Here is a 26,014-nt window from a genome sequence, read left to right as displayed (position 1 = left end):
GGCTGTGTAGCGTCTTGTAGAGAGAGCGTCGTCGGTTAGCGACGACTGACTATCTCAGCCTGAATTCCAGGCGCTGACGCGCGCGCCGCAGCTCGCCGGTGGCCTCGAATCGCCACTGGGACACCGCCTGCTGAGCGGCTCGATCGAAGACGTGTCGCGGCCGCGCGTCGGTTACCTTGATAGAAGAGGCGTCCACACTGCCGTCCGGACGGATCAGAAACGTCAGCACCACATGGCCTTCCAGATTGCGCCGTTGGGCTCTTGCTGGATATTGCGGCGGCACCTGGCTGACCGGCGACGCCTGGCCGACATCCTTGGGACCGGATTGCGCGCTGCCGGCGCCAGCTGCTTGAGATTGACTGGGATTGGGTGACGTACCGGCGAAGCTTCCGGCACTGCTGGCCTGAGCAGGCTGGGGCGTCGGTTCAGGCGCTGGTGCCGGCTGGGGCCTGGGCTCAGGTTCGGGCTTCGGCGCTGGCTTTGGTTCCGGGACGGGCTCCGGCGTTGGCTCTGGCTCGGGTTCCGAGACCGCGATATTGCTATCCGCTTCCGGGGCCGGTATAGGCTCCGGGGGCGATAGTTGCGGCGGTATCTGAGTGGGTGGCTGGGGCAGCGGCGGGGATGCTTCTGCCTGGGAGCCGGCGCTTGACTCCGCTGATTGGGCTTGAGGCGCATCGGTCATGCTCAAAGACATGGCCTGTTTTTTTATCTCCACCGGGGCCTCCGGCGGCGCCACCAGCAGAGCCAGCAGCCAGAACAGCACCAGCGCCAGGGCGATGCCGGCCAGAGCGGATACGGGCGCTCGGATCATGGGCCACCGCGGGTGGCGGCCACGGCCACATCCTCGACCCCGGCCTCGCGCAGACGATCCATGACCTCCACCAGCAGTCCCGTGGTGGATTCTCGATCTGCCTGGATCACGACGCTGCCCTGATCGCTGATCAGTGCCGCTACTTCACTGCCTACGCGATGGGCATCCACCGGCTGACCATCGACCCAGACCGCACCCTCGGCGGTCAGTGCGACCATGACCTGGGCGTCCGGTCGGGGGGTGGCTGCGCTGGACTGCGGGCGCTGAATTTCCACGCCGCTTTCCTTGATGAAGCTGGTAGTGACGATAAAGAAAATGAGCATGATGAACACGACGTCCAGCATCGGGGTCAGGTTGACCTCGCTGGCATCGCTACTGTCACCTTGCAAGCGCCGTCTACGCATGAGTGCTCTCCACGGCGCGGGCCATGCGGTCATGCAGCCGCTGATCCTCACGCCGGATGATGAATTCCAATCGAGTGGTAAAGAGAAGTCCCATGACTGCCACCGCCATGCCCGCAAGCGTCGGCAGCGTCGCTCGGGCCACGCCGTTCGCCATCGCCCGAGCCTGGCTGGTGTCCTGAAGCGCCAGACCGTCGAAAACCGCGATCATACCGGTCACGGTCCCGAGCAGCCCTAGCAGCGGACAAAGCATGACCAGCAGTTTCAGCCAGGGCAGGGGGCGGCGCAATCGGGCGATCAGATCCCGCGTCCACACCTCCCGCAGGGTCAAGGCACTCCAGCTTTGGCGATCCTTGCGTGCCATCCATTGGCTTACCAGGGCGTGGCGTTCCCGGCACCAGGTGAAGCGGAAATACCACCAGCGTTCCAGTCCCAGCGAAAACAGCAGGATCGCCACGCCCAGAATGGTGACGAGTACCACCCCCCCGGCGTCGAACAGCCAGAGGAATGGATCGAGCAGGAGTGCAGCCGGATCAAGCCAGGGAAGTGGCATGGTGATGCTCGTTAGACGTGTCGCTTGCGGGCTGACTCTCGAGATGTTCCGCCAACACGGCACTGGCGCGGCCTTCGAGGATCGCAACGATATGTCGGCTGCGGCTGGTCAGAGCGGTATGGGCGAACAGCAGCGGTACTGCCGTGATTAGCCCCAGTACGGTGGTGACCAGTGCCTGACTGATGCCGCCGGCCATCAGCTGCGGGTCGCCGGTGCCGAACACCGTAATGGCCTGGAAGGTGACGATCATGCCGGTCACGGTGCCGAGTAGCCCCAGCAATGGCGCGACGGCAGCCAGCAACTTGACCAGGGCCTGGCCCCGTTCGAGCCGTGGCTGTTCTGCAAGAAGCGATTCGTCCAGCCGGGCTTCCAAGGCCTCCGGGGCAAGCCCGTGATGCAACGTCTTGAACTTGCCAAGCACCCGACCCAAAGGATTGTTCTGGCGCAGGCTATCCAACCCCTTGAGCTGACGACGCAGGCGGGCACTGACGATCAGCAGGTAGGCGTACTGCACTAGCGCCACGATCAGGCCGAAAATTCCCAGGGCCACCACCACGTAACCCACCGCACCGCCCTGATGGAAGCGTTCGAGCAGGGAGGGGTGTTGCATCAGGGCGTCAAGCAGTTTGCCTCGAGTCGGATCGAGCTTTAGAGGCGTGTTTTCGCCTTCGGCAAAAGTCGCAAGATTGTTTTGGACCGTGGCGGGTAATTGCTCGAGCATGGTTGGCGCCATGTCGCCTTCACCCTTGCGCAGCCAATGACCGTTACTGAAGGCCGCCATATCCCCCAGGCGTATGATGTTCTGATCCGTCACGTTGCCATCGGCATTGGCCACCGGAGCGGTAAATTGCGAGATGCGTCCGGTTTCCCGGGTCAGCGCCATCAGCGCATCCGCCACGTTTTCAATGCGCTCGGGTGTCAGAGGAGCGTCCGGGTCGCGCCGTTCGGGCAGCGTAAACTCGCCCAGGGTCAGCCAGCTGTCCGCCAGGTCATCGCGCAGCTCGCCAACCTGCCCATCGAGTACATCTGCCACTGCCTGCAGATCGGCGTTTTCTTGTTCGCTACCTGCTTCTTGATCATCCCCAGTCGCGTTGCGAGGCGCCTTGAGTTCATCGAGGCGCTTACGCTGTTCTGCCTGCCGGGCCTCCAGTTCGCTACGGCGTTCGGTTTCCGTCGTCTGGCGTTCACGCACGGCCTCCAGAGCCTGATCCAGAGCTTCGGGATCATCTGCCAAGGCGGCAAGCCGAGCCATGTTCTCGGCATCTGTGGAGGCTCGCTGGTCATTGAGAGATTGATTCGAATCATCGGATTGGGCCAGGCCATATGACGAGAGCAGCAATAGCACGATCCCGCAGCCGTGAATCATCCTTTCACGCATTGTCATGAGTCTGCTCCTGGGTCGTCGGCATTCTGTAACGCGTTGGAGACCGGCAGTTCCAGCAGCTCAGGCGCACGCTGATCCCGGGCGATGCTCAAGCCCTTATGCACTTGCCGACGGGCATCGTCGTTCAAAGGTTGCCACTCATTTTGCTCTGAACGCCAAACGCCGCCTTCATGGCCGTTTGCGTAAGATAGTAAAACCCAACTCGGCCCAGGCGTAGAAAATCGACCTCACGCTGCTCGTCTAGCATGCCGCGCCAGGCGTCCATTTCCCGGCCGTAGTTCAACTCGGTGCGCCAGGCGGAAAGCACCCTGTCCAGGCGTTCGGCGCCATCGAGTTCTGGATTCACCAGCATCTGTTCGAGGTTGTCGACTCGGGCCTTGCGCTCTTCTTGCAGGAAAGGCAGGTCGCCATCGACCCAGCGGTCTAGGCGTTGCACAAGAGTCCGTAATAGGGGAGGCAATGATTCCTGCATCGAATTCGCAGAGTCGAGTGCGCTTTCACGACGCTCAAGCAGATCCGCCTGATGCGTCACCACTCGCTCGAGCTCATCGTTGTAGGCGTTCAATCTTCGGGTATTGGTTTCAAGCCGACTCAGCTCGGCGAGTAGCGCCTGAGTTTCTTCATTCGCAGCGTCGATTTTGGCTTGCTGAGCCTGCTTGGGCGGGGAGGAGGCATCAGCATTGCTCGCTGTTTCCTGGGCCTGGGCGACACCAGCCAGCAAAAGCCAGATCACAAAACAGGAAAAGCCGCGTAAGCGAATTGTCTTCACGCTGAATCCCTTATAGCGCTATGAGTAAAAACGGTTCGTACCATGCCACCAATGCAAATAATTATCAATGGCGTCATAAGCTCATGCCACTGTCTTGCTGGGGCCGATCATGGTGACATCGGTAACGGTGACAGAGCTGCTTGATCCCGTTCTGTAAAGGAGAGAATTCAAAGGGTCGGGTGACACTGCCGAGGTTATCGGTGCTCAATGAAAGTGAGGAGGAGGGCTGTTGCCATTTCAGGGAGCAGCAAGTCATGTCATAAACTGGTTAACTTCTTGTGATCTGATATCACAGGGATGTTTTATCTGCTGTAAGCGGTTGGAATAGCGAATTTAAAACCAATAGGTTTTTTCCGTGCGGATGCTGTAATGATTGACGCGAATGAAAGCACGAACCTGATCACGTAATCGAGGCGGTTTCCCTAACGTAGGCTGGATTTCTATAAGTTTATATTTATGTACAGTTTTGTCGTGTAAGCAAATAACAGAAGTCAAATGATTACGTAGCAGTCAGCAGGGTGGTTAGCTAAGCTTTTGTTTTATATATTAGGTGGGTGGTTTGTGGATCAAAAACCGTAATCATGAAGTGGTCAGATTTGCGCAATAACTAAGCGTTCTATCTAACTAATTGCTGTTGGGCAGCAAAGAGGTAGGTATGTATCTGTCGGCAAATGCTATTGCCGAAATGACTGGGCAGAAAAAGGTTCATTTCCTCAACGACGATGCAGTTCGCATCAACAAGTCTCTCGGAGACGCTGTTGGTCTCAAGAACATTGGCGTTCACATCATCACAGTGCAACCAGGGCATTTTTCCACAGAGTTGCATGTGCATTTCTTCGAAGAAGAGTGCATCTACGTCCTTTCCGGGAGCGGAACAGCTACGATTGGCACAGAGACCCAATCTATTGCTTCCGGAGATTTTATCGGCTGTCCCTTGAACGGCGTCGCTCACTACATGAGGGCTGAAGGTTCAGAGCCTTTGGTTTGTCTCGTTATCGGACAACGTCTTGCCCAAGACGTCACCGACTATCCCAATCTCAAGAAGCGCCTTTACCGCAATAACGGCGAATGGAATGTTGTCGAGCATTCAAATATTGAGCACATCAAGCGTTAGCGCTGTCATGCTGCCCAACAAATCGCTGCAGCCGACCGCCAACCCGCTACGCAGTTTATCGGCGGCTGAGCTTGTGCGTTATATCTCAATCGGAACTGAGCAGTGGAGGAAACTATGGTTTACCCGCTAGTCGCGATGCTTGTGTAAACTGTAAACCTCCCTGTTTTAGATGAGATTTGGGATAGCATAGAGTTCTGGATGAGGAGCAGAAATTATGGATGAGTGGAAATTGCCCTGGAATGGTGGTTGCCGTTGCGGCCAAACACGGCTTCAAGTAAGCGCACCACCGCTACTCACCTCAGTTTGTCATTGCATAGGTTGTCAGCGCATGACCGCAAGCGCCTTCTCGCTGTCACTTTCCATCCCGAGCGAGGGCTTTGCTGTTACAGCTGGCGAGCCTGTGATCGGCGGGTTGCACGGCGCCACGCGTCATTATTTCTGCCCGCACTGCATGAGTTGGATGTTCACGCGTCCAGAAGGTATGGACCAGTTCGTGAATGTACGCTCTTCGATGCTAGATGAGTACGGTTGGTTCGTGCCCTTCGTCGAATTTTGGACACAAGAGGGGCTGCCTTGGGCAAAAACACCAGCGATGTATTGTTACGAGACTCAACCCGAGTTCGTGGCTTTCGGTAAGTTGATTGAAGAGTTTTCTCGATACGGTCCGCGCCCGACGTGACACGTGACAGACAAAGCAAACAGTAGCTAATAATGCCCTATAACAAATCGTTGCAGTTGATCCCTCCCAAAAACGATGCCGTGTTTCGGCTTCCCTCTGCGGGCTGCGCCCGCGCCGGCGATAAATGAGCTTTGGCGTTAGCAGTTGCACTACGCCTTCAACATCTTGCAGGGTGAGTAAAAAGGTATTATTGAAGATCTTGATCTGTCCACGGCCCGTCGCGTCAACCAACAACAAAAGCGAATCAACGTCGACTTCCCCGCTTGAGTTGTAGCGTCGTTGTATCGTGAGGCAGCGCGCATAGGTGTTACCCGCCAATCAATTATCAAGGTGTGGCTAGTTGAACGCCTCCAGGCAGAAGCTGCTAACAAATCGCCCAATGGTGACTCTGCAAGCGGCGCACGTTAGCGGAACTCTAGCTGTATAAAAATCCGCCCAGAGAGATATCAAAATGCTAGTACCAAGTCATTTTCGAGAAGAAGACCAAGAGAAACTTCAGCAGTACATCAGGGAATATAGCTTTGGCGTACTGGTGGTTGCTGACGGTGATAGTGTTGATGCTAACCATGTCCCTTTTCATTTCAGTGCCAGCGAAGAACACCCGCTTGGCATGTTGAAGTGCCATGTGGCGCGTGTGAACCCTGTGTGGAAGAAGATTGAGAAGGGTGCATCTGTTCTTGCGATCTTTCAGGGGCCGAATGCCTATGTGTCACCGTCTTGGTATGAAACAAAAGCCGAGACGGGACGGGTTGTTCCCACATGGAACTATCTTGCGGTTCATGTGCAAGGACAAGTCTCTATTATCCAAGAGCATGATTGGCTGAAAGAACATCTTAATCAGTTAACAGATGTTCACGAATCCGGTAGAGAGAATCCATGGGCTGTAGATGATGCTCCAGCCGAGTTCACCAGTCGTCTGGTAAAAGCTATTGTTGGAATTGAAATCCACATCGAAAATCTTACGGGACAAGTAAAAGCAAGCCAAAACCATCCAGAACGTAATCGAACTGGCGTAAAAGCAGGTCTTGCTAATGGCACTGCAAGTGAGTCGGCAATGTCTGAATTTATCGGCTAACAATACGCGGCACTCGGACGGATTTTTCTTCACTTTGCTTTAAAAAGGCTGCCGGTGCGCTTCGGCGTTGGACGATAAGAAGTCGGGTGCAGTTCATAAACACGGCGACGTCTACTACATTGCAGCTTTATCTCCATCCCATAGTCGCGCATGCTGTTAGCGTTACAGGTACTTATGAAATTACACATTGAGACTCCACTCATTGAGTCACGTGCAATGAGCGCCATCACGGGACGCTCCGTCTGGAGGAAACGCTGGCTTGGCTGTCGCCTACGCTAATCGCCGGCTAGGTATACCGGTGACGGTTGCAGTGCCGGAAACCAGCACCGAAAGAGCAAAAGAACTGCTGCAATTGGAGAAAGCGGAGGTCATCATGCACGGCACCTCTTGGCAAGAAGCTAATTCTTTCGCGGAGTCTCTGATCGGTGCAGCGGACGCGTTTCTTCACCCTTTTGATGATCCGTTGCTCTGGATAGGTCACGCAACGCTGGTCGATGAGGTTTACTGCTCCGGCCTCAAGCCTGACGCGGTGGTGCTCTCGGTTGGTGGGGGAGGTCTGCTTTCAAGTGTGGTGGAAGAGCTCCACCGCAATGGATGGAATAATATTCTCGTTTTTACAGTAGAAACTACGGGCGCTGCATCATTTCATGCAGCCGTCACCTCAGGCTACATAGTCGAACTAGAACAGATAACAAGTATTGTCACCTCACTTGGTGCCAAGCGCGTTTGCGAGAAGGCTTTTCAATATACAAAAGAGCACTCGATCCATAGTGTCGTGGTATCAGATCAAGATGCCCTTTCTGCCTGCGAACGTTTTCTTAACGATCACCGCATATTGGTTGAGCCTGCCTGTGGAGCGAGCTTGGCAATGGCATATAAGAATGCACCGGAACTGCAAGGTTTCGACAATATCTTGGTCGTGGTATGCGGCGGAGCCACTTCCACGATTGATAAAATCCGAGAGTTGAGGGGCAATTGGCACGACCTGTAACAAGCAGCTGTTGCCGGACGTAACTACGCTGCGCTCCGCCATGCCGCAAAGCCAAACGTCATTTTTTTGAAGGTTTCTCCCATGGCTATTAGAGAAGCACGTAGAGAAGATTGGGAATCTATTTGGCCAATCTTCCATGAGATAGTTAAAGTTGGCGAGACCTACGCGTACGATCATGCCACGACTATCGATCAGGCAGAGAAAATTTGGCTGGATGATCCATGTAAAACGTTTGTAGTCGAAGAGAATGAAGAGATTCTTGGCACCTATTACCTGAAAATGAATCAAGCGGGGCCAGGTAGTCATGTTTGCAACTGTGGGTATATGGTCGCTTCGAAAGCAAGAGGTCGAGGTCTTGCAACCATCATGTGCGAGCATTCGCAAAAAGTTGCATTAGCGCTTGGTTACAAAGCCATGCAATTCAACTTCGTAGCATCAAGTAATGAGGGGGCCATTCGTCTGTGGAGCAAGCTCGGGTTCGAGATCGTTGGTAGGCTCCCAAAGGCTTTTAATCATCCAAGCAAAGGGCTTGTAGATGCACTGGTCATGTATAAGTGGCTGTACACATAATAATCTCATGTCGTCGCTCTTGGACTTCTTCCAGTGAAGTGAACATGCCTCATCTGCTCCTAAATGCGGGCAGCGTCGAATTTTGACTTTGCAGTGCTCTCATTCACTATGATGTAATACCTTGTAGTCGCCTATTTCGAGAGTCCACTTATGAGCGTCACGACAGTTCGCCTTCAGGCAGAAGTTGAGCAGGACCTTGAGACAATCGCCAGCCGGCTCCACCGGAGCAAAAGCTGGGTGATTAACCAAGCCTTGTCTGAATACATAGAAAAACTACAGCTTGAGCAAGAACGCTGGAAGCAAACGCTAGATGCAATGGAGTCAGCCGCTCAAGGGAAAGTGGTTGATGCTAGCGAGGTTCATAGCTGGCTTAAGAGCTGGGGAACCGAAAACGAGCAGGATGCCCCGAGGTCGGGTAAGTGAAACTGGCTTATACAGATGAAGCTATTGAAGATTTAAGACGCCTCAGAGAGTTCATCGCAGTTCACGATCCTTCAGCGGCGGCCAGGGTAGCGGCAGAGCTGGTAGGCAAAATCGAACTGCTACCTGACTTTCCCAGAATGGGTGCAACGGTTGAAATTGCCCCGGTACCAGATTCGGTCCGCGATATGGTTTTTGGGAAGTACGTTGTCCGTTATTCAGTACACGTCAGTGCCCTCATCATTCTTCGGGTATGGCACGAACTGGAGGGTGAACGGTAACAGTTTAACCCGCCGCTGTTGCCGGACAATTTTGCAAGCGAAGAGAAATAGCCCTGGTTGATAGGGCTCCACACCAGTAGAACGCTAAACAACACAAGCATAAAAAAGCGCGACCTCAAGGGTCGCGCTTTGCATTTCATATCGGTTGATCGCTATCGCATTGGCGCTCAGGCCTGACGGCTACGCTGTGGACGCCGACGGCGGGCCGATTTGTTCTCGCTGCTGTTCTCTTTACTGCGTGGATTCGCACCATTACGCGGATTGGCATTACCGCGATTGTTGGCGTTACCGCCGCCGCGATTATTGTTACGACCCCCGCGCCGTCCGTTTTCGATGGGTTCAGGTTTGGCATTGGGGTCTGGCTCGAAACCGGGCTCGATATGCTTGGGCAGGTCGCGCTTTAACAGGCGTTCTATACCTTTTAGCAGACCGTGCTCATCGACGCAGACCAGGGAGATCGCCTGGCCTTCGCTACCGGCGCGTCCAGTACGGCCAATACGGTGCACATAGTCTTCCGCCACATTGGGTAGTTCGAAATTAACCACGTGGGGCAATTCGTTGATATCCAGGCCTCGGGCGGCGATATCCGTCGCTACTAGTACCTGCAGACTGCCATCCTTGAAAGCCGCCAATGCACGGGTGCGGGCAGACTGGCTCTTGTTGCCGTGAATCGCCATGGCGGGAATATCCTGCTTGCCTAGCTGTTCGGCGAGACGGTTGGCGCCATGCTTAGTCCGGGTGAACACCAGCACCTGATACCACTGATGCTGCTTGATGAGATGTGCTAGCAGGTCGCGCTTCTTCTCCCGGTCGACGTGATAGATCGCTTGATCGATGCTTTCCGCGGCGGTGTTGCGGCGAGCGACCTCAATAAAGGTAGGACTGTCCAGCAGGCCGTTGGCCAACGTCTGAATTTCATCGGAAAAGGTCGCGGAGAACAGCAGGTTCTGGCGCTTGGCGGGCAGCAGGCGCAAAAGCTTCTTGATGTCGTGGATGAAGCCCATGTCGAGCATGCGGTCGGCTTCATCGAGCACCAGGGTCTCGACCTTGGAGAGATCCACGTGGCGCTGCTGATGCAGATCGAGCAGCCGTCCGGGAGTCGCAACAAGAATATCCAGGCCGTTGCGAAGGGCATCTACTTGAGGTTGCTGACCCACACCGCCAAAGATCACATGGGAGCGCAGCTTCAAATAACGGCCATAGTCGACGACGTTCTCGCCGATCTGGGCGGCCAGTTCACGAGTGGGGGTCAATACCAGGGCGCGAATCTGACGCGGCTGCGGGCGAGGCCCGTCCGCCAGGCGTTGTAGCAGCGGCAGGGTGAAACCGGCGGTTTTGCCGGTGCCGGTCTGGGCGCTGGCCAACAGATCGCCGCCTTTGAGTACGGCGGGAATGGCCTTGAGCTGGATCGGGGTAGGGGTGGTATAGCCTTGTTCTTCGACCGCACGTAACAGTTCGGCGCGCAGGCCGAGTTCGGAAAAGCTCATGTAAACTCCGGGTCAAACGCACCTGCCGCTCGTTGTGAAAACGTGCGTCCCGGGCCAATGCGTAAAATAAAAGACAGGAAAACAAAACGATCGCGCGGCGGAGGGACGAAAATGCCGCGCGAGGCACGATAACAGAAATTATGAATAAGTGCATCAGCGGAGCCAAGCTCCATCCTAGCCCTTGGCTTTTATCCCCTTGGCAATGTCGCCAGCCACCTGATCCCAGGCCCGACCGAGTGCCCGCACCAGGGCCGGGTAGCCGTCGCTCTCTAGCGCCTGAGTGACATCGAAAGGCTTGAGCGTCAGTAGCTCGCCGCTGTCGTCGTAAAGCTGCCAGCGTCCGCTGACCACCGCCAGGCCGTCGTAGCGCCCTTGAAACTGATCGACGATGACGCGCAGGTGCAGGGCGTCGGCATTGTTGCCGCTTTCAAGTACGCGAGTGTTCGGTAGGCGACTGGCCAGACGCTGACGCAGGCCGCGGTCCAGCTGGCGCTTTAGCGACTCGGCCCATAGATGTGAACTTGCCTCGCGCACGCGAATGTCGTCGCTTTGCAAGATGATGCCCTGGCTCTCGAGATAGCTTGCCAGTTCCAGGCTGTCCAGGATCAGCGTGCGCTGGGATGCGCTGCCGGACATGTCACTACTTGCTGAAGCTTTGGTATCGCTCCCGCCCGGGAGGGTATAGCGTTCCGTCGAGGCGCCACCGGTGGCGCATCCGGTCAGCGACAAAAAAGAAAGCAGCAGTATGAAAGAGAGGCCCAGCTTTTTCATTGTTTCTCCTTGTTTGCAATAAGCACGGGAAAACCGGTCATAGAACGTCGCATCATCATCTCGGCGCCTGAGGAACCGGATCCGGTCCGTTGCTGCGATCGAAAATCAGCGCGTTGGGTTTTTCTCGCAGGGTTTCGGCAACCGGCTGTAGATCGCGCACGAGTTTTTCCACGCTTTGCAGGGTTCTGGTCAACTCCTTGTACGCGTTGGATTCCGGTGATAGGCCCTTGAGGGTCTGACGCAGCTCTCGCAGCGACGCATTGAGATTGGATGGTATCTCTCGGGTCTGGGGATCTTCTAGCAGTGACTTGAAGGATTCGGTGGCTTCACGCACTTCTTTCAATGTCTTCTCCGAGGCGCTCAGGTTCTGTTCCAGCTTGCCAAGCACGGGCTCGACTTCAAGCTCATTGAGCTTGTCGAGCAGATTGGAGACCTTCTGTTCGATCTGGGCAAAGCCGCCAGGTGTCGTGGGAAAGACGGTCTGGCCGTCGAAGGTTTCGGCTTCGTAGTCCGGTGCGTCTTTTACGAAATTGAGATCGACGAACAGGGCACCGGTCAGCAGATTGCCGGCTTTCAAGGTGGCGCGCAGCCCGTAGTCGAACATGCGAGTGAAACGCTTGCGCCACTCATCAAGCTGAATTTGTTCTTCCTTGCTGCTGAGTCGTTGCGGCTCGATGCGGATCAACACGGGAATGGCGAAGCGCTGACGTGTATCCGGTTGCGGTGCGCTGAAATGCCAGGGTACGGCGGCAACGGTACCCACGCGCACGCCGCGATACTCCACGGGAGAGCCCTTTGATAGGCCGCGTACCGTGTCTTCGATCAGCAGGGCATATTCAAGATAGCGATTGTAGGTACCCTGAACCGCACTTTCTTCGTCCGCATAGAGTTCATACGTTTCATCGCCGCTGGCCTTTTCACCCATGGGAACATCCTCGGGTACGGCAAAGGTGACGCCACCCCCAAGCAGCGTTTCAATGGACTCGACGTTGACTCGAAAACCTTCTGAATTCAAACGTAAGTCGACGCCAGAGGCGGACCAGAACCGGGTGTTCTCGGTGACCAGACCGTCGTAGGGAGTCTCGATGAACAGGCGATGATCCATCTGCCGGTTCTCTAAGTTGAACTCTGTGTTTTCAACCCGTCCTACGGTCAGACCCTGGTAGGTCACAGGGTCTCCCACTCTCAGGGCACTGCCTATCTGACTTACCAGCTTGATGCGAATGCCCTTGGCGCCAGGGGACGCCACCGGGGGGTGTTCGAGAATCTTGAAACGATATTGAGGCTCTTCGCTGTTACCCGGCTGCAGCTGAATGTAGGCGCCAGAGAGTACCGTGTTCAGCCCACTGATGCCTTCACGGCCGATGCGCGGCTTGACCACCCAGAAACGAGTTTCCTCATTGAGCATGCTCTCAGCATCGGTGCTCATGCGAGCCGTGACCAGGGTATGGGATAGATCTTCGGAGAGCTGCACACTCTCGACGCGACCGACCTGAACGTTGCGGGTCTTGATTTCTGTCTTGCCGGCTTCGATGCCTTCTGCGTTGGGCATTTCGAGCACCACCTCAGGGCCGCGGCTGGCGTAGTTGTCATATACCAGCCACAGCCCGATCAATACTGCCACCAGCGGTATTATCCAGATCGGCGACAGGCGCGACTTGCGTTGACGTTGGGCGCGGTGCGCTTCAGGCATGAGACGGTTCCTCGAGAGCAGGAGATTCTTGCCATAGTAGGCGTGGATCGAAGGCAAAGGCAGCAAGCATGGTCACGATCACCACGCCTGCAAAAGCCAGAGCGGCAGGACCGGGGGTAATGGACATCAGGGCACCTGCACGAATCAGTGCCGTCAGTATGGAGACGACGAAGATATCGACCATCGACCAGCGTCCAATGAATTCCACCACGCGATAAAGACGGGTGCGAACGAAGGCCCGATTGCCGCTGCCTCGGCGTGCTGCAAGACACAGCCACACGAGGGCAATGAGCTTGCCTACCGGTACCAGAATGCTGGCAATGAAGATGATGACTGCCACCGGAGCAGAGCCGCCGTGCCAGAGTTCCACCACGCCACTGATGATATTGGAAGGATCACTGTTACCCAGGTAGGTCGTGGTCATGATCGGGTAGACATTGGCGGGTATGTACAACACAGCGGCAGCGAAGACTAGCGCCCAGGTGCGCTGAAGGCTGTTCGGCAGGCGATCGTGAAGGGGCTCGCCGCAGCGTCGGCAGCGACCACGACCGCGCGCATCTAAACGATTGATCAGGCCGCAGGTGGTGCAGCCCCCCAGGCCCTGGGGCGCTGCAGTGGCGCCGGTCTGGGTATCCTCTGGTGCCAAGGGTTCCGGTGCCAGGGAAAACCAGAGCCAGTCACTGTCGATGGATTGCATGGTCAGTAACAGCAAGGCGGCATAAAAGCAGAACGCCCAGAAGGAGATGCCTATGGAAATATCCGCCAGTCCACCTACCTTGATCAGCGCCACCAGAGCCCCGATGACGAATACATCCGCCATCATCCAGGGATGCAGATGCACCAGGCTACGCGCAATCTGGCGGCTGGCGGGCAGCGGTTCACGCTGTAGCAGGCCAATTTGCAGCCACACCACGGCGCATAGATAGAGCGCCGGCAGCACGACAATGGCCAGCACCACGCAGATGGCCACGATGGGATGATCGAAGTGGATCATAGCCGAGACGGTCTCGAGCAGATCGATACGATTGCCGATGCCGCTGAACTCGAACCTGACGAAATTGAATGATAGCGCAATGGCCAGAGCGATCAGTGAACTCAAGGCCAGAGCGAGGCTGCGCTCCGCGGGCCGATAATGGCGCTGCGCCAGGGTATGATCGCAGCGCGGACAGCAGGCCTTGTCACCGGGCGACAGCGGGGGGAGCGCGGACACCCAGTCACATTCCGGGCAGGCCCGTAAGCGGCGCCGGGTGCCATGATCGGCGGGATCCTGCTCGGGAGACGAGGACGTCAGCCCAGCGGCCTCGGAGGACAAATGATCGTTCACCTACAGGCGTATCCTGGTATCAAGTTGGTCATCGAATAGTGATGGGATGAGTAGTGTAACCTTCATCGTCACGTGGGTAGAACTCTGAAGTCATGCATGAGGAAACAAGTGAGGCAAAGGACAGGCACGATGATGGCTGGTATGAAAGCAACGAGTCGGGCATGATTCCCGAGCCAAAACCGATACTACTTCACTATATGAGAGGATGCCTACGTGCTATTAGCCACCGCCGCGATCGTGGCAGGCTTGATTCTGCTGGTCTGGAGTGCTGACAAATTCGTCGAAGGAGCCGCCGTCACGGCTCGTCATCTAGGGGTGTCGACCCTGCTCATCGGCATGTTGGTAATTGGTTTTGGTACCTCGGCACCGGAGCTGATGGTGTCGGCGCTTGCCGCGGGGCAGGGCAACCCCGGTCTTGCCCTGGGCAATGGCTATGGCTCGAACATTGCCAATATCGGGCTGATTCTGGGGGCCGTTGCGCTGATCAGTCCGTTGGCGGTGCATTCCCAGGTGATTCGACAGGAATTGCCTTTGTTGTGTCTAGTGACCCTCATTTCTGCCTGGCTGCTGCTCGATGGCGCGGTTTCCCGTCTGGACGCTGTACTGCTATTGGTACTGCTTGCCGCGGTAATCGGTTTGAGTATCTGGCGCGCGAATCGAGGCGGTGACGATGCCTTGGCCATGATGGATGATAAACCCCCGTCCGCCGATACCATGAGTCTCAAGGCGGGGGTGATCTGGACCCTGGTAGGGCTGGTTTTGTTGATTGCCAGCTCCCGCCTGCTGGTATGGGGGGCGGTCTACGTTGCGAAGCCTTCGGGGTCAGCGATCTGATCATTGGTCTGACGGTTGTTGCCATCGGTACTTCCCTGCCGGAGCTTGCGTCCTCCATCAGCGCACTGCGCAAGAAAGAGCATGATCTGGTGCTAGGCAACGTCATCGGCTCCAACCTGTTCAATACCCTGGGGGTGGTCGGCCTTGCTGGGGTGATTGCGCCGATCGACGCCGGGGGCGAGGTGCTTTCCCGGGACTGGGTGGTCATGGCGGTTCTGACGCTTGCCATGGCCGTTTTTGCCATTGGCTGGCGCGGACCGGGCCGGATCAATCGCGTCGAGGGGGGTGCGCTCCTGGGGGTATACCTCGCGTACACGGGCTATCTCGTCTATACCATAGTGCAAACCAGCGCCGGTTGATCCCGCGCTCAGCTGCATCGCGAGGTAAGGGTCGACATGATCCAGGCGGGCAATGGAATGCCTGCGGCAACGGGACACACCGGATTCTGACGCAATTCCCGATCATCGTTGTCATATCCGTCAGTGCGGCATCTTTGTGCCCAAGATGCCAGAAATGTTTTACAAGGAGTCGTCATGGAACTTGATCCCCTGATCATCTCGCGATTGCAATTTGCATTCGTGATTGCCTTTCATGCCATATTCCCGGCGTTCACCATCGGCCTTGCCTCCTTTCTGGCACTGCTCTACGGGCTGTACGTCAAGACCAGTAACACGATTTGGGAACAGCTCGCTCAGTTCTGGACCAAGGTGTTTGCCGTGGTATTCGGCATGGGTGTGGTATCCGGCATCGTCATGTCCTTTCAGTTCGGCACCAACTGGAGCAACTTTTCCCAGGCAACGGCCAATTTCATCGGTCCCATGCTGAGCTATGAAGTGCTGACGGCGTTCTTCCTCGAGGCGGGTTTCCTTGGCGTATTGCTGTTCGGGCGCGGCCGCGTTTCCCCGGGAGTGCATTTGTTCGCTGCCATCATGGTGGCGGTGGGAACCCTCATATCCACCTTCTGGATTCTGTCGACCAACAGCTGGATGCATACGCCAGCCGGGTTCGAAATAAAAGATGGGACGTTTTACATCACCTCCTGGTTCGAGGCGATCTTCAATCCTTCCTTCCCATATCGCTTCCTGCACATGGGCCTGGCATCTTTCCTGGCCGGCGGTTTCGTGGTGGCCGGTGTCAGCGCCTGGTTCCTGCTGCGTGGCCATGAAATCGAAGCCAACCGCAAGGCGCTATCCCTATCCCTGTGGCTTCTGCTGATTGCCGCGCCGGCCCAGGCAGTGGTGGGGGATTTCCATGGCATCAATACCTTGGAGCACCAGCCGGCCAAGCTCGCCGCCATCGAGGCTATATGGGAGACAGATACCGCGGTGCCTCTGGCGCTATTTGCCATTCCGGATCAGGAAAATCAGACCAATCATCTTGAACTCAGCGTGCCCAAGATGGGCAGTCTGATTCTGACCCACGACCTGAACGGCGAGATAAAGGGGCTCAGCGAATGGCCCAAAGAAGAACAGCCGCCGGTGTGGTTCACCTTCTTTGGTTTTCGCATCATGGTGGGGCTTGGCTTTTTGATGATTGCCTTCGCCGTTGCTGGGCTAGTGCTGCGCAAGGGCGGGCGCATTTATCACAATCACTACTTCCTGCAGGGCTTGCGTCTGATGAGCGTGGCGCCATTTATTGCGCTGCTGGCAGGCTGGATCGTCACCGAAACCGGACGCGCCCCCTGGCTGGTCTACGGCATCATGAGCCACGCGGAAGGGCTGACGCCATCCCTGACCGGCGGTGTGGCACTGTTCACGTTGCTTGGGTACATGGGGGTCTATGCCGTGGTATTTGCCGCCGGCGTCTACTATCTCACCAAGGTGATTCGCCTGGGCATGGAGGAAGAAAAAGAACAGGATGGGGCCAACGACAATCATCGACCCATGCGGCCCATGTCCGCCTCCCATGCATCCTTCGACGACGACCCCTCACCCGCCAGGAGCTAAGGTATGGAAGCCTTCGATCTATCCGTGGTCTGGGCCATTATCGTGGCCTTTGCCATCATCATGTACGTGCTAATGGATGGCTTCATCCTCGGCATGGGGGTCCTGTTTCCCTTTGCCCCAGATGAAGAGGCGCGGGATACAATGATGAACACCGGCGCGCCGATCTGGGACGGCAACGAGACCTGGCTGGTGCTGGCTGGCACTAGCCTGCTGGGTGCCTTTCCACTGGTCTATTCGATTTTGCTGCCGGCGCTTTATATCGGTGTCTTTCTGATGCTGGCGGGATTGATCTTCCGAGGAATCTCGTTTGAGTTTCGCTTCAAGGCTAAAAGCAAGCGTTCGCGCAGGCGGTGGAACGTGGCCTTTGCCGGGGGCTCGATGCTGGTCGCCTTCGCCCAAGGCGCCGTGGTGGGCGCTTATATCCAGGGTTTCAAGACTCAGGATAAAGTGTTCACCGGTGGTGCCTTCGATTGGCTGACGCCGTTTAGCGTGATGACCGGCCTTGGCATGATGGCGGGGTTTGCGCTGCTCGGCGCCACCTGGACCATTCTCAAGACCGAAGGTCATGTGCAGGAGTGGGCCTACGGGATGGCGTCCAAGCTACTGTGGATCGTGATCGGTGTATTTGCCCTCGTCAGTCTATGGACGCCGTTTATCGATCAAAGCGTCGCCGAGCGCTGGTTCGGCAACATCCGAGTAATCTGGATACTGCCGGCCCTAGCCATGGCGAGTGCGGCGGCACTGTTCTTCTCGCTCAAGCGTGGGCGCGGGAAGCTGCCGTTCTTTGCTACCATGAGCATGTTCATCTTCACGTATCTAGGGCTTTTGGTCAGCCGCTGGCCCTATGTGGTGCCACCGGACTACACCTTGTGGGATGCCGCTTCTGCACCGAATTCGCAGATGTTTTTGCTGGTCGGTACCGCGATCGTCATCCCCGTTATTCTAGGCTATACCGGCTGGGCCTATTGGGTGTTCCGAGGCAAGGTGCGCCCGGGTGAAGGGTATCACTGACCGGGTTCCTGCTTGGAAAGCCTGTCCAGAAATGTGTTCTGAAACGTTTTCATGAGAGCTCGCAAGTCTGATATCTCGACTTCCCGGGGCTGGCTGGACGTTCAGGCAAAAGACGTCAAAGGCTGGCTGATGCTGGCAGCCGGATTGGGCATCCTGGCGGGGTTGATGACCATACTCCAGATGGGGGCATTGGCCTGGATCATCGCTGAACTGATCAATGCCGACAGGCCTCTAGAAAAGCTGAGCGGTGTCTTCATTTTGTTGCTGGGGGTAATCGCGGTGCGTGCCCTGGCCCAATGGGGCCAGGAAAGTGCCGGGGTGGAAGCCAGCCTGCATGTGCGCAGCAAAGTGCGCACACTGCTACTTGATCATTTGGCGGCGGTGGGGCCGGTGGGCCTTTCCGGCCGACATACCGCAGGTCTCGGTGGGCAGCTGATCGAACAGGTCGAGGCGCTGGACGGCTACTATGCACGCTTTTTGCCGCAGCTGCGTCTGGTGCTGGTGCTACCACTGGTGATCCTGGCGTTGGTGCTGTGGCTCGACTGGCTGGCAGCACTATTCCTGCTATTGTCTGCCCCGTTGATTCCCGTGTTTATGGCCCTGGTGGGCATGGGCGCCGAGCGGCTCAATCAGCAGCAGTTCATCGCAGTCACACGTCTTGCGGGGCACTTTCTCGATCGCGTGCGGGGGCTGACCACGCTACAGCTGTTCAATCGCGCCGATGCCAGTATCGATGAAGTCTTCAGCGCCGCGGACGACTATCGTCTTCGAAGCATGCGCACTCTGAAGCTTGCATTTTTATCCTCCGCGGTACTGGAATTCTTTGCCTCTGTGGCCATCGCCGTGATTGCGATCTATATCGGTTTTGGCTTGCTGGGCTACATCAGCTATGGCCCGGCGGATGAGCTGACGCTTTTCAGCGGCTTGCTGATCCTGTTGCTGGCCCCGGAATTCTTTCAGCCCCTGCGAACGCTGGCTCAGCACTATCATGATCGGGCTGCCGCCTTGGGTGCTGCGGACGGTTTGATGAAAATGCTCGAACTGCCGGTTTCCACCACGGATCATGCTCAGCAATCCAGGACGACAAGCTCGAAGTCAGGCGCTCAGGTCCAGCTGGCGGAGACAAGTATTTCTTATCCTCAGCGGGGCCGAGTGCTGGGCCCGGTTACGCTGACGATTGCATCCGGGGAGTGCGTTGCCCTGGTGGGGCCTTCCGGCTCCGGCAAGTCTACCTTGCTGCAACTGCTGGCCGGTTTCATCAGACCAGAGCAGGGACAAGTCGAGCTCACTCCCAATGCGCAGATTGCCTGGATGGATCAGCGGCCCTGGCTGGTGCAGGGAACGCTTGCAGACAATCTGCGCCTGGCCGCCCCAGACGCCAGCGATGCGCAGTTGTGGGAGGCGGTAACCCAGGCTGGACTCGAGGAGCTCGTCACCGTTTTGCCGGACGGGCTGAATACGCGCCTGGGGGAGCGCGGCCTTGGGCTTTCCGGCGGTCAGGCGCAGCGGCTTGCCCTGGCTCGAGTGTTTCTTTCCAAGGCGCCCCTGGTATTGCTGGATGAACCCACTGCCAGCCTGGATGCGGATAGCGAAGCCCAGGTCGTTACTTCCTTGAAGCGACTGGTAGCTCAAGGGCGAACGGTGGTGATAGCGACTCATCACCCGGCGCTGATGGCACTGGCGGATCGAGTGTTGAGCCTCGAGCGCGGAATACTTCGGCAGCACGAGTCCTTGAATGATGAAACCCGATAACGAAAGCTCCCTTATCAGCGACTTTGCGCCTTGGCTGCGCCAGCTTAAGCGGCGCCAGGGGCGTTTGTGGCTGGGGGCGCTGTTGATGCTGCTGACCCTGATGGCCGCCATCGGCCTGCTGGCCCTCTCCGGCTGGTTCATTACCACTACCGCCATTGCCGGATCACTTTTGGCGATGGGTGCCGCCGTCAGCGTGGATATCTACCGACCCGGCGGTGGCATTCGCTTTTTTGCCGTGACCCGAACCGCCGCGCGCTACGGCGAGCGTCTTTACAATCACGACACGGTACTACGCCTGCTTGCGGATCTTAGGGCCGGGCTGTTTGCGGTGCTCACCCAGTTGGATGGCCGCAGCCTGGGTCGCCTGCGGGCCGCGGAATGGCTCAATCGGCTCACGGCGGATATCGATACCCTGGACAGCCTTTATCTGCGTTTGCTGGCGCCCCCGCTAGCCTCATTGCTGGCGGTTTGTGGTATCGCCTTGCTGCTGTGGTTTTTCGCGCCCTCCGTCGCTGTCCCGGTATTGATCGCGCTATTGCTTACATGGCTATGGCTGGTGCTGGGTCAGGCGCACTTGGGGATGGCGGCAAGCAGACGCCGGGTGGCGGCGCTTGATCGTCTGCGCTCGTTGACCATTGAACAGCTCCAGGGACTGGCGGAACTGCGCTGCTATGGCACCTTAGGGATGCATCGCCAGTCCCTGTTCGCTCAGGAGCAGGCTCTTTATCGCGATCAGCGTCGGCTGGGACGACTGCAAGCATTGGGTAATGCCGTAGTAGGGCTAGGCGTGAGTCTGACGGTGGTGCTGGCGCTCTGGCTGGGGGCTGGCTTGTATACCGCGAACACATTGAGCGGGCCGCTACTGGTATTGATGCCTCTCGCGGTACTGGCAGCCAACGAGGCACTGGCCTTGTTGCCGCCGGCCTTCACTCAGCTGGGCGCAACCCGGGCAGCGGCCCAGCGTCTGAATAGGCTGGTAGCGTCGCGCAGCGACATTCAGGAGACCGAACAACCCGTTGCGCTCGCCAAGCGCGCCCCCAAGGTCGTGTTCGAGAACGTATCGCTTCGCTATTCCAACGCCAGTCGTTTCGACGGTGATCACGAGATCTCAGCCACGCAAAGTCTTTTGGCGTCGGCACTGGACGACGTGTCGTTTTCCATTGAACCCGGAGAGCGTGTGGTGCTGGTAGGGGCCTCGGGATCAGGCAAGTCGAGCGTTGCCCAGCTGCTGGTACGCTTGATCGATCCGAGCAGCGGCCGGGTGTGTTTGGACGATCACGATGTGCGTAAGCTTTCGCTTTCCAATCTGCGCCAGCGTATCGGTTATCTCACTCAGCAAACGGAGCTTTTTCATGCCAGCCTGGCCACGAATCTTCGCATCGGGAATCTTCAGGCAGACGATGACATGCTCTGGGAGATGCTCGAGGTGGTCGATTTACAGGACTGGGCTCGGGAACTGCCTCTGGGGTTGGATACCTGGGTGGGGGAGTCGGGGCGCCAGCTGTCCGGCGGGCAGGCTCGCCGGGTCGCGCTTGCCCGGGTGCTGCTGACCCAGGCAGACATGATGATTCTGGACGAACCCTTCGCCGGGCTGGACGAGGCGACGATCAAGCGTATCGCGCGACGTCTGAATGCCCGGCTCAAAAACCGTACGGTGCTCTATCTGAATCACGATCAACGACATTTGCCGGACGTATCGCGCATCCTGTCGCTGCGTGCCGGGCAACTGATCTAGACTTTCGTAGTGTATTGTTTTTAGGGCAGAATGAATGACGTCACGATAAAGATGCCAGACGGGAGGTGCAGAATGAAAGAGTGGTTGAGAGCCTTGCCCAAGGCCGAGTTGCATCTTCATATCGAGGGTACGCTGGAGCCGGAGCTGATGTTTGCCCTGGCAGAGCGTAATGCTATCGACTTGCCCTATGCGTCGGTTGAAGAGGTGCGTGCCGCCTACGATTTCAGCGATCTGCAGTCCTTTCTCGATCTTTACTACCAAGCATGTCGGTGTTGCGCAGCGTCGATGATTTCTTTGATATGGCCATGGACTATTTTCGCCGTGCTCACGACGACGGTGTCGTGCATGTGGAGCTTTCCTTCGACCCGCAGGCTCACCTGAGTCGGGGTATCTGTCTGGACGTACAGTTCGAGGGCTTGACCCGGGCCATGCGACAGGCCAGACGGGAATGGGGGCTTTCTTCTGCGCTGATCATGAGCTTCCTGCGGGATCGATCGGCAGCAGAGGCGATGCAGTTACTCGAACGCGCAAGCCCCTATTTGGAATTGCTCGATGCGGTAGGGCTGGACAGCGCCGAGCAGGGCAATCCGCCCGGGAAGTTTTCCGAGGTGTTTGCTCGAGCCAAACTGCTGGGATTACCGAGGGTTGCCCATGCGGGCGAGGAAGGGCCGCCAGCCTATATTCGGGAAGCGCTGGATGCGCTCGAGGTATGCCGCATCGATCACGGCGTGCGCTGCCTGGAAGATCCCAAGCTGGTGGCCCGGCTCAAGGCCGAACAAATACCGCTGACGGTCTGTCCCCTGTCCAATGTGCGTCTCAAGGTAGTCGAGCGCATGAAGGATCATCCTTTGCCAAGGCTGCTCGATGCGGGCCTGCTAGTAACCCTCAACTCCGACGATCCGGCCTACTTTGGTGGCGGCGTGCTGGACAATTACCTGGCTTGTCATGAAGCCTTCGGCTGGTCGAAGGATATTTTCGTCAGCCTGGCGGATAACGCCCTACAGGTAGCCTTCATGGAGAACGATCGCCGCCAGACATTGAGGGAGCGCCTGGCGGCCTGTTTTTAAGTCTTACTCGTCGTGCTGGCGAATCACGAAATGCTTGACGGTGGTCTCGATGATTTCCCAGTAGCCGCGAAAGCCATTGGGAATAAGGAAGGCGTCGCCGGCATGAAATGTCTGGACCTTGCCATCCTCGTCGATCAGCTTGCAGTGCCCGGAAAGGATATAGCAGAACTCGTCGCGCTGGGTGAAGGCGTGCCATTTTCCCGGTGTACTGGTCCAGGTGCCAGCGATCAGCGCACCGTCCGGGCTTTCGAAGCGCAGCTTCGTCTCATGCTGAGGATCGCCTTCCACGACCCGGTCCGGTAGATCCGCCAGCCGACGCTCCGAGGTCTTGAGCGGGGCATCGGCAAAGTTCACGACATCATGTTGCGACATAAAAAGCTCCTGATAAGACGTTATAGGGATAAATGACAAGGGTAGGCCATTCAGCGCAGCGATCAAGCGGTCGTATTACGCTGTTGCCGTACTCCTTTTGCCATCCTCTTTGTCATCTTCCTTGCCATCTTGCCTGTCACGCTGATGCTGACGCTTGCCCCCCGCCCAGGTTTCGAAAATCGTGCGATCGTCTCCGAGCATCATCAAGGCGAACAGCAGTTCACCCAGGGTTTTCGTGCGTGCAGTGCGCCGCGCCAGTAGCGGCGTTGCCTGAGGATCGAGCACGACGATATCCGCCTCGGCGCCTTCTCGCAGGCATCCGATATGGGCGTCCAGGTGCAGCGCCCGAGCATTGCCCAAGGTCAGATGGTAAAAGCCCTGCCAAGCGGTCATCGGCTGGTCGAGTAGCTGTCCAACCTGATAGGCGGCCTTGAGAGTACCGAGACCGCACAGGTCGGTGCCACCGCCGACATCGCTTGCCAGAGAGAACGCAAGCCCGGCGTTGCGACAGGCGAGCCGATCGAACAGGCCGCTGCCCAGAAACAGATTCGAGGTGGGGCAGAAGGCAACACTGGCACCGGCCTGGGCCAGGCGGTTCCGGGCGTCCTGATTCAGATGGATGCTGTGGGCAAAGGTGCTGCGCGGCCCGACCAACCCAAAGCGTTCATACACATTCAGGTAGTCATGGGCCTCGGGGAAAAGCGCTGCTACCCAGTCGATCTCACTCCGGTTCTCGGACAGGTGGGTTTGCAAGTGCAAATCCGGTGCGCTGCGCAGCAGGCTTCCCGTGGCATCCAATTGTTCCCGGGTGGATGTGGGTGCAAAACGCGGCGTCAGGCTGTAGCCAAGCCGTCCCTTGCCATGCCAGTCGCTGATCAACGCTTCGCTGTCGCGGATGCCACCAAGAGCGGTATCCGTCAGCGCCTCCGGGGCGTTACGGTCCATCAATACCTTGCCCGCCAGCATGCGCAGCCCGCGGCGATGAGCGGCAGCGAAGAACGACTCCACCGAGACCGGGTGCGAGGTGCAAAACACCTGAGCGGTGGTGGTCCCGACCCGCATCAGCTCGTCCAGAAATACGTCGGCAACTTGCTCTGCATGTTCGCGCTCGGCGAAGCGGCACTCCTCCGGGAAGGTGTAGTCGTTCAGCCAGTCGAGCAGCTGGCGGCCATAGGAGGCCATGATATCGAGCTGAACATAGTGCACATGACTGTCTATGAAACCGGGCATCATCAGCTTGCCGGTGTAATCGACGATGTCGATGCCGGGCGGCAGATTTGGCGCAAGCTGAGTGTAGTCACCGATGGCGCGGATATGGCCATGATCGAGCCATATGGCGCCATCCTCCAGATGCAGCAGGCTGCCGGGTGCCGGCTGATCCTGTTCGCCAGGATCTTCGAGAAAGCTGAGTAGCGGGCCGCGCAGCACACGAGTGTCAGTCATCAATCTTCTCCTGCCGGGGCATTCATTCGGTGATTCTGGGTAAATACCCGACGCAGCGTTTGCGATTCAATCCCGCGGTGATCACATCGCTTGCTTTCGGGTTTTAAAGTCAGCAGCTCGGTACAGACCGCCAGCGCGATTTCGTAAGGCCGCTTGCCCTTGGCCTGGGAAATACCGATGGGGCAGCGTACAAGATCCAGCGCATTTTGTTCATGACCTGCGTCACGCAAACGGCGTTTGAAGCTGGACCATTTGCTCTGGGAGCCGATCAGGCCGATGGAAGCACAGTCGCCGCGTTTGAGAAGGGCGTCGATCAGGTCGCGATCCTCAGCGTGATCATGGGTCATGACCAGGGCGTGAGTGCCCGCTGGCAAGGCTGCCACGGCTGTCTTTGGATCTCCGCTGACACGACATTCCAAGCGCGGCTGATCATGGGCCCAGGTGGAGAAGGCGTCTTTGCGACTGTCCAACCAGAGCACCCGCCAGGGCAGTGGCGCCATGAGTTTCGTCAATGCCTGGCCCACGTGGCCGGCGCCGAATAGCGCTATCGTCATGTCTGCCCCGGCAAACACCTCGATCAGTACGTGCACGTAGCCGCCGCAACACTGACCGGAACGTGCACCCAGAGCAAAGGCCTCCAGGCGTGGTCCGCTCTCTTCATGACGCAACGCCTGGCGCGCAGCGTCGATCACCTGATACTCAAAAGTGCCGCCACCGAGAGTGTCGTAGACGCCCTCCTGAGTGATTACCATCTTGGTGCCGGGCTCGCGGGGCACGGAGCCTGCCGTGCCCACCACGCTGGCCAAGGCATGCGGCCGGGCCGTTTCCTGGAACCGATGCAGAGCCTCATGCCAAGTCGCTTCAACCGAAAGCTCGAGCGCTAGCGATTCGCTAGGCCGACTCATCGTTTGTCTCCGGTGCGCTCTTTTCAGACTGGCCAGCACGGCGCAGCGCTTCCGCGGCCATCAACACCCGCTCAGGCGTGGCCGGGGTGTCCAGGCGCGGGCAGTAGCGATAGTCCACCAGACTGGCCAGGGAATCCCGCAGCGCCGACCACACCGAGATACCCAGCATGAAGGGTGGTTCACCCACCGCCTTGGAGCGATAGATGCTGGCTTGGGAATTCGGATGGCCCTCAAGCAGTTCGACGTTGAACACCGGCGGCAGATCGCCGAAGGCAGGAATCTTGTAGGTCGAAGGGCCATCGCTGACCAGTCGCCCCTTGTCGTTCCACTTGAGCTCCTCGCTGGTCAGCCAGCCCATGCCCTGAATGAAGCCGCCCTCGATCTGGCCCATGTCGATGGCCGGATTCAGGGAATCACCGACGTCGTGCAGGATGTCCACCCGGGTGACCCGGTATTCCCCGGAGAGGGTATCCACTTCGACCTCGGATACCGCCGCGCCATGAGCGAAATAGTAGAAGGGACGGCCTTTGCCGGTGGCGCGGTCGTAGTGAATCAATGGCGTGGCGTAGAAGCCCTTGGCGGAAAGCGAAATGCGCCCCAGATAGGCAGCCTGGACCAGTTCCCCC

23 protein-coding genes and 4 pseudogenes are annotated in these 26,014 nt (G+C 57.6%); 14 read left to right on the top strand and 13 right to left on the bottom strand.

Annotated elements, in window-relative coordinates:
• Nucleotides 1–49 precede the first annotated feature (49 nt).
• The 5 genes and pseudogenes from CH74_RS12485 to CH74_RS12465 form a co-directional block, all read right to left on the bottom strand.
• Nucleotides 50–811, bottom strand: a complete 762-nt coding sequence (locus CH74_RS12485) for an energy transducer TonB (protein WP_048307883.1) — start codon at nucleotides 809–811, stop codon at nucleotides 50–52.
• The gene (locus CH74_RS12480) at nucleotides 808–1,215 is read right to left on the bottom strand and encodes a biopolymer transporter ExbD (protein ID WP_048307882.1); all 408 of its coding nucleotides are present in this window, start codon (nucleotides 1,213–1,215) and stop codon (nucleotides 808–810) included. The genes CH74_RS12485 and CH74_RS12480 overlap by 4 nt, the downstream gene beginning before the upstream one ends.
• Entirely contained in the window at nucleotides 1,208–1,765 is a 558-nt protein-coding gene (locus tag CH74_RS12475) for a MotA/TolQ/ExbB proton channel family protein (protein ID WP_048307881.1), read from the bottom strand. The genes CH74_RS12480 and CH74_RS12475 overlap by 8 nt, the downstream gene beginning before the upstream one ends.
• A complete protein-coding gene (locus tag CH74_RS12470; RefSeq protein WP_156181512.1) occupies nucleotides 1,746–3,149 on the bottom strand; it encodes a MotA/TolQ/ExbB proton channel family protein in 1,404 nt (467 codons plus the stop codon). The genes CH74_RS12475 and CH74_RS12470 overlap by 20 nt, the downstream gene beginning before the upstream one ends.
• Nucleotides 3,146–3,882 (bottom strand): annotated as a pseudogene (locus CH74_RS12465) (DUF3450 domain-containing protein). Before CH74_RS12465 ends, CH74_RS12470 begins: the two are co-directional and overlap by 4 nt.
• Nucleotides 3,883–4,573: 691 nt before the next feature.
• Here CH74_RS12465 and CH74_RS12460 point away from each other — a divergent pair.
• The 8 genes and pseudogenes from CH74_RS12460 (at nucleotide 4,574) to CH74_RS12435 (ending at nucleotide 9,048) form a co-directional block, all read left to right on the top strand.
• Nucleotides 4,574–5,032: a cupin domain-containing protein gene (locus tag CH74_RS12460; RefSeq protein WP_048307880.1), complete on the top strand. Its 459-nt coding sequence runs from the start codon at nucleotides 4,574–4,576 to the stop codon at nucleotides 5,030–5,032.
• 214 nt (nucleotides 5,033–5,246) lie between these two features.
• The gene (locus CH74_RS12455; RefSeq protein ID WP_048307879.1) at nucleotides 5,247–5,711 is read left to right on the top strand and encodes a GFA family protein; all 465 of its coding nucleotides are present in this window, start codon (nucleotides 5,247–5,249) and stop codon (nucleotides 5,709–5,711) included.
• 186 nt (nucleotides 5,712–5,897) lie between these two features.
• A pseudogene (locus tag CH74_RS20065) lies at nucleotides 5,898–6,119 on the top strand (CopG family transcriptional regulator).
• Between the two features lie 43 nt (nucleotides 6,120–6,162).
• On the top strand, nucleotides 6,163–6,786 hold the full coding sequence (locus tag CH74_RS18330; RefSeq protein WP_082140417.1) for an FMN-binding negative transcriptional regulator: 624 nt from the start codon (nucleotides 6,163–6,165) through the stop codon (nucleotides 6,784–6,786).
• A gap of 259 nt (nucleotides 6,787–7,045) precedes the next feature.
• Nucleotides 7,046–7,777: a pyridoxal-phosphate dependent enzyme gene (locus CH74_RS12450; RefSeq protein ID WP_253273058.1), complete on the top strand. Its 732-nt coding sequence runs from the start codon at nucleotides 7,046–7,048 to the stop codon at nucleotides 7,775–7,777.
• An 81-nt stretch (nucleotides 7,778–7,858) separates the two neighbouring features.
• Entirely contained in the window at nucleotides 7,859–8,347 is a 489-nt protein-coding gene (locus CH74_RS12445; protein ID WP_048307878.1) for a GNAT family N-acetyltransferase, read from the top strand.
• A gap of 150 nt (nucleotides 8,348–8,497) precedes the next feature.
• Nucleotides 8,498–8,770, top strand: a complete 273-nt coding sequence (locus CH74_RS12440; protein ID WP_048307877.1) for a CopG family ribbon-helix-helix protein — start codon at nucleotides 8,498–8,500, stop codon at nucleotides 8,768–8,770.
• On the top strand, nucleotides 8,767–9,048 hold the full coding sequence (locus CH74_RS12435; protein ID WP_048307876.1) for a type II toxin-antitoxin system RelE/ParE family toxin: 282 nt from the start codon (nucleotides 8,767–8,769) through the stop codon (nucleotides 9,046–9,048). Before CH74_RS12440 ends, CH74_RS12435 begins: the two co-directional genes overlap by 4 nt.
• A 167-nt stretch (nucleotides 9,049–9,215) precedes the next feature.
• Here CH74_RS12435 and CH74_RS12430 read toward each other — a convergent pair whose 3' ends face one another.
• The 4 genes from CH74_RS12430 to CH74_RS12415 form a co-directional block, all read right to left on the bottom strand.
• Nucleotides 9,216–10,535, bottom strand: coding sequence for a DEAD/DEAH box helicase (locus tag CH74_RS12430; RefSeq protein WP_048307875.1), 1,320 nt, complete (start codon nucleotides 10,533–10,535; stop codon nucleotides 9,216–9,218).
• A 174-nt stretch (nucleotides 10,536–10,709) separates the two neighbouring features.
• Nucleotides 10,710–11,306, bottom strand: coding sequence for a membrane integrity-associated transporter subunit PqiC (locus tag CH74_RS12425; protein WP_048307874.1), 597 nt, complete (start codon nucleotides 11,304–11,306; stop codon nucleotides 10,710–10,712).
• Nucleotides 11,307–11,361: 55 nt separating this feature from the next.
• A complete protein-coding gene (pqiB, locus tag CH74_RS12420; RefSeq protein WP_048307873.1) occupies nucleotides 11,362–12,999 on the bottom strand; it encodes an intermembrane transport protein PqiB in 1,638 nt (545 codons plus the stop codon).
• A complete protein-coding gene (locus CH74_RS12415) occupies nucleotides 12,992–14,290 on the bottom strand; it encodes a paraquat-inducible protein A (protein ID WP_048307894.1) in 1,299 nt (432 codons plus the stop codon). The genes pqiB and CH74_RS12415 overlap by 8 nt, the downstream gene beginning before the upstream one ends.
• A 246-nt stretch (nucleotides 14,291–14,536) precedes the next feature.
• Between CH74_RS12415 and CH74_RS12410 the strand changes: the two are divergent.
• The 6 genes and pseudogenes from CH74_RS12410 (at nucleotide 14,537) to CH74_RS12385 (ending at nucleotide 22,668) form a co-directional block, all read left to right on the top strand.
• Nucleotides 14,537–15,516: pseudogene (locus tag CH74_RS12410) on the top strand (calcium/sodium antiporter).
• Nucleotides 15,517–15,690: 174 nt separating this feature from the next.
• The gene (locus tag CH74_RS12405; RefSeq protein ID WP_048307872.1) at nucleotides 15,691–17,103 is read left to right on the top strand and encodes a cytochrome ubiquinol oxidase subunit I; all 1,413 of its coding nucleotides are present in this window, start codon (nucleotides 15,691–15,693) and stop codon (nucleotides 17,101–17,103) included.
• Nucleotides 17,104–17,106: 3 nt separating this feature from the next.
• Nucleotides 17,107–18,114 (top strand): cytochrome d ubiquinol oxidase subunit II, encoded by a 1,008-nt coding sequence (gene cydB, locus CH74_RS12400; RefSeq protein ID WP_048307871.1) that lies wholly within the window; start codon nucleotides 17,107–17,109, stop codon nucleotides 18,112–18,114.
• Between the two features lie 51 nt (nucleotides 18,115–18,165).
• Nucleotides 18,166–19,866, top strand: a complete 1,701-nt coding sequence (cydD, locus tag CH74_RS12395) for a thiol reductant ABC exporter subunit CydD (RefSeq protein ID WP_048307870.1) — start codon at nucleotides 18,166–18,168, stop codon at nucleotides 19,864–19,866.
• The gene (gene cydC / locus CH74_RS12390) at nucleotides 19,850–21,601 is read left to right on the top strand and encodes a thiol reductant ABC exporter subunit CydC (RefSeq protein WP_253273057.1); all 1,752 of its coding nucleotides are present in this window, start codon (nucleotides 19,850–19,852) and stop codon (nucleotides 21,599–21,601) included. The genes cydD and cydC overlap by 17 nt, the downstream gene beginning before the upstream one ends.
• 72 nt (nucleotides 21,602–21,673) lie before the next feature.
• A pseudogene (locus CH74_RS12385) lies at nucleotides 21,674–22,668 on the top strand (adenosine deaminase).
• Between the two features lie 3 nt (nucleotides 22,669–22,671).
• Here CH74_RS12385 and CH74_RS12380 read toward each other — a convergent pair.
• From CH74_RS12380 to CH74_RS12365, 4 genes are all read right to left on the bottom strand, one after another.
• A complete protein-coding gene (locus CH74_RS12380) occupies nucleotides 22,672–23,040 on the bottom strand; it encodes a cupin domain-containing protein (RefSeq protein ID WP_048307869.1) in 369 nt (122 codons plus the stop codon).
• 75 nt (nucleotides 23,041–23,115) lie between these two features.
• A complete protein-coding gene (gene guaD / locus CH74_RS12375; RefSeq protein WP_048307868.1) occupies nucleotides 23,116–24,483 on the bottom strand; it encodes a guanine deaminase in 1,368 nt (455 codons plus the stop codon).
• Nucleotides 24,483–25,388, bottom strand: coding sequence for a xanthine dehydrogenase accessory protein XdhC (gene xdhC, locus CH74_RS12370; protein WP_048307867.1), 906 nt, complete (start codon nucleotides 25,386–25,388; stop codon nucleotides 24,483–24,485). Before xdhC ends, guaD begins: the two co-directional genes overlap by 1 nt.
• Nucleotides 25,375–26,014: molybdopterin cofactor-binding domain-containing protein (locus CH74_RS12365; protein ID WP_048307866.1), on the bottom strand; the 640-nt coding region annotated here is incomplete at its 5' end. The genes xdhC and CH74_RS12365, both read right to left, overlap by 14 nt.

It is taken from the genome of Halomonas sp. PR-M31 (assembly GCF_001039575.1).
Classification (GTDB): Bacteria; Pseudomonadota; Gammaproteobacteria; order Pseudomonadales; family Halomonadaceae; genus Modicisalibacter.
The sequence above is the reverse complement of the archived record's forward strand: the minus strand, read 5'-3'. Positions and strand labels throughout refer to the sequence as shown.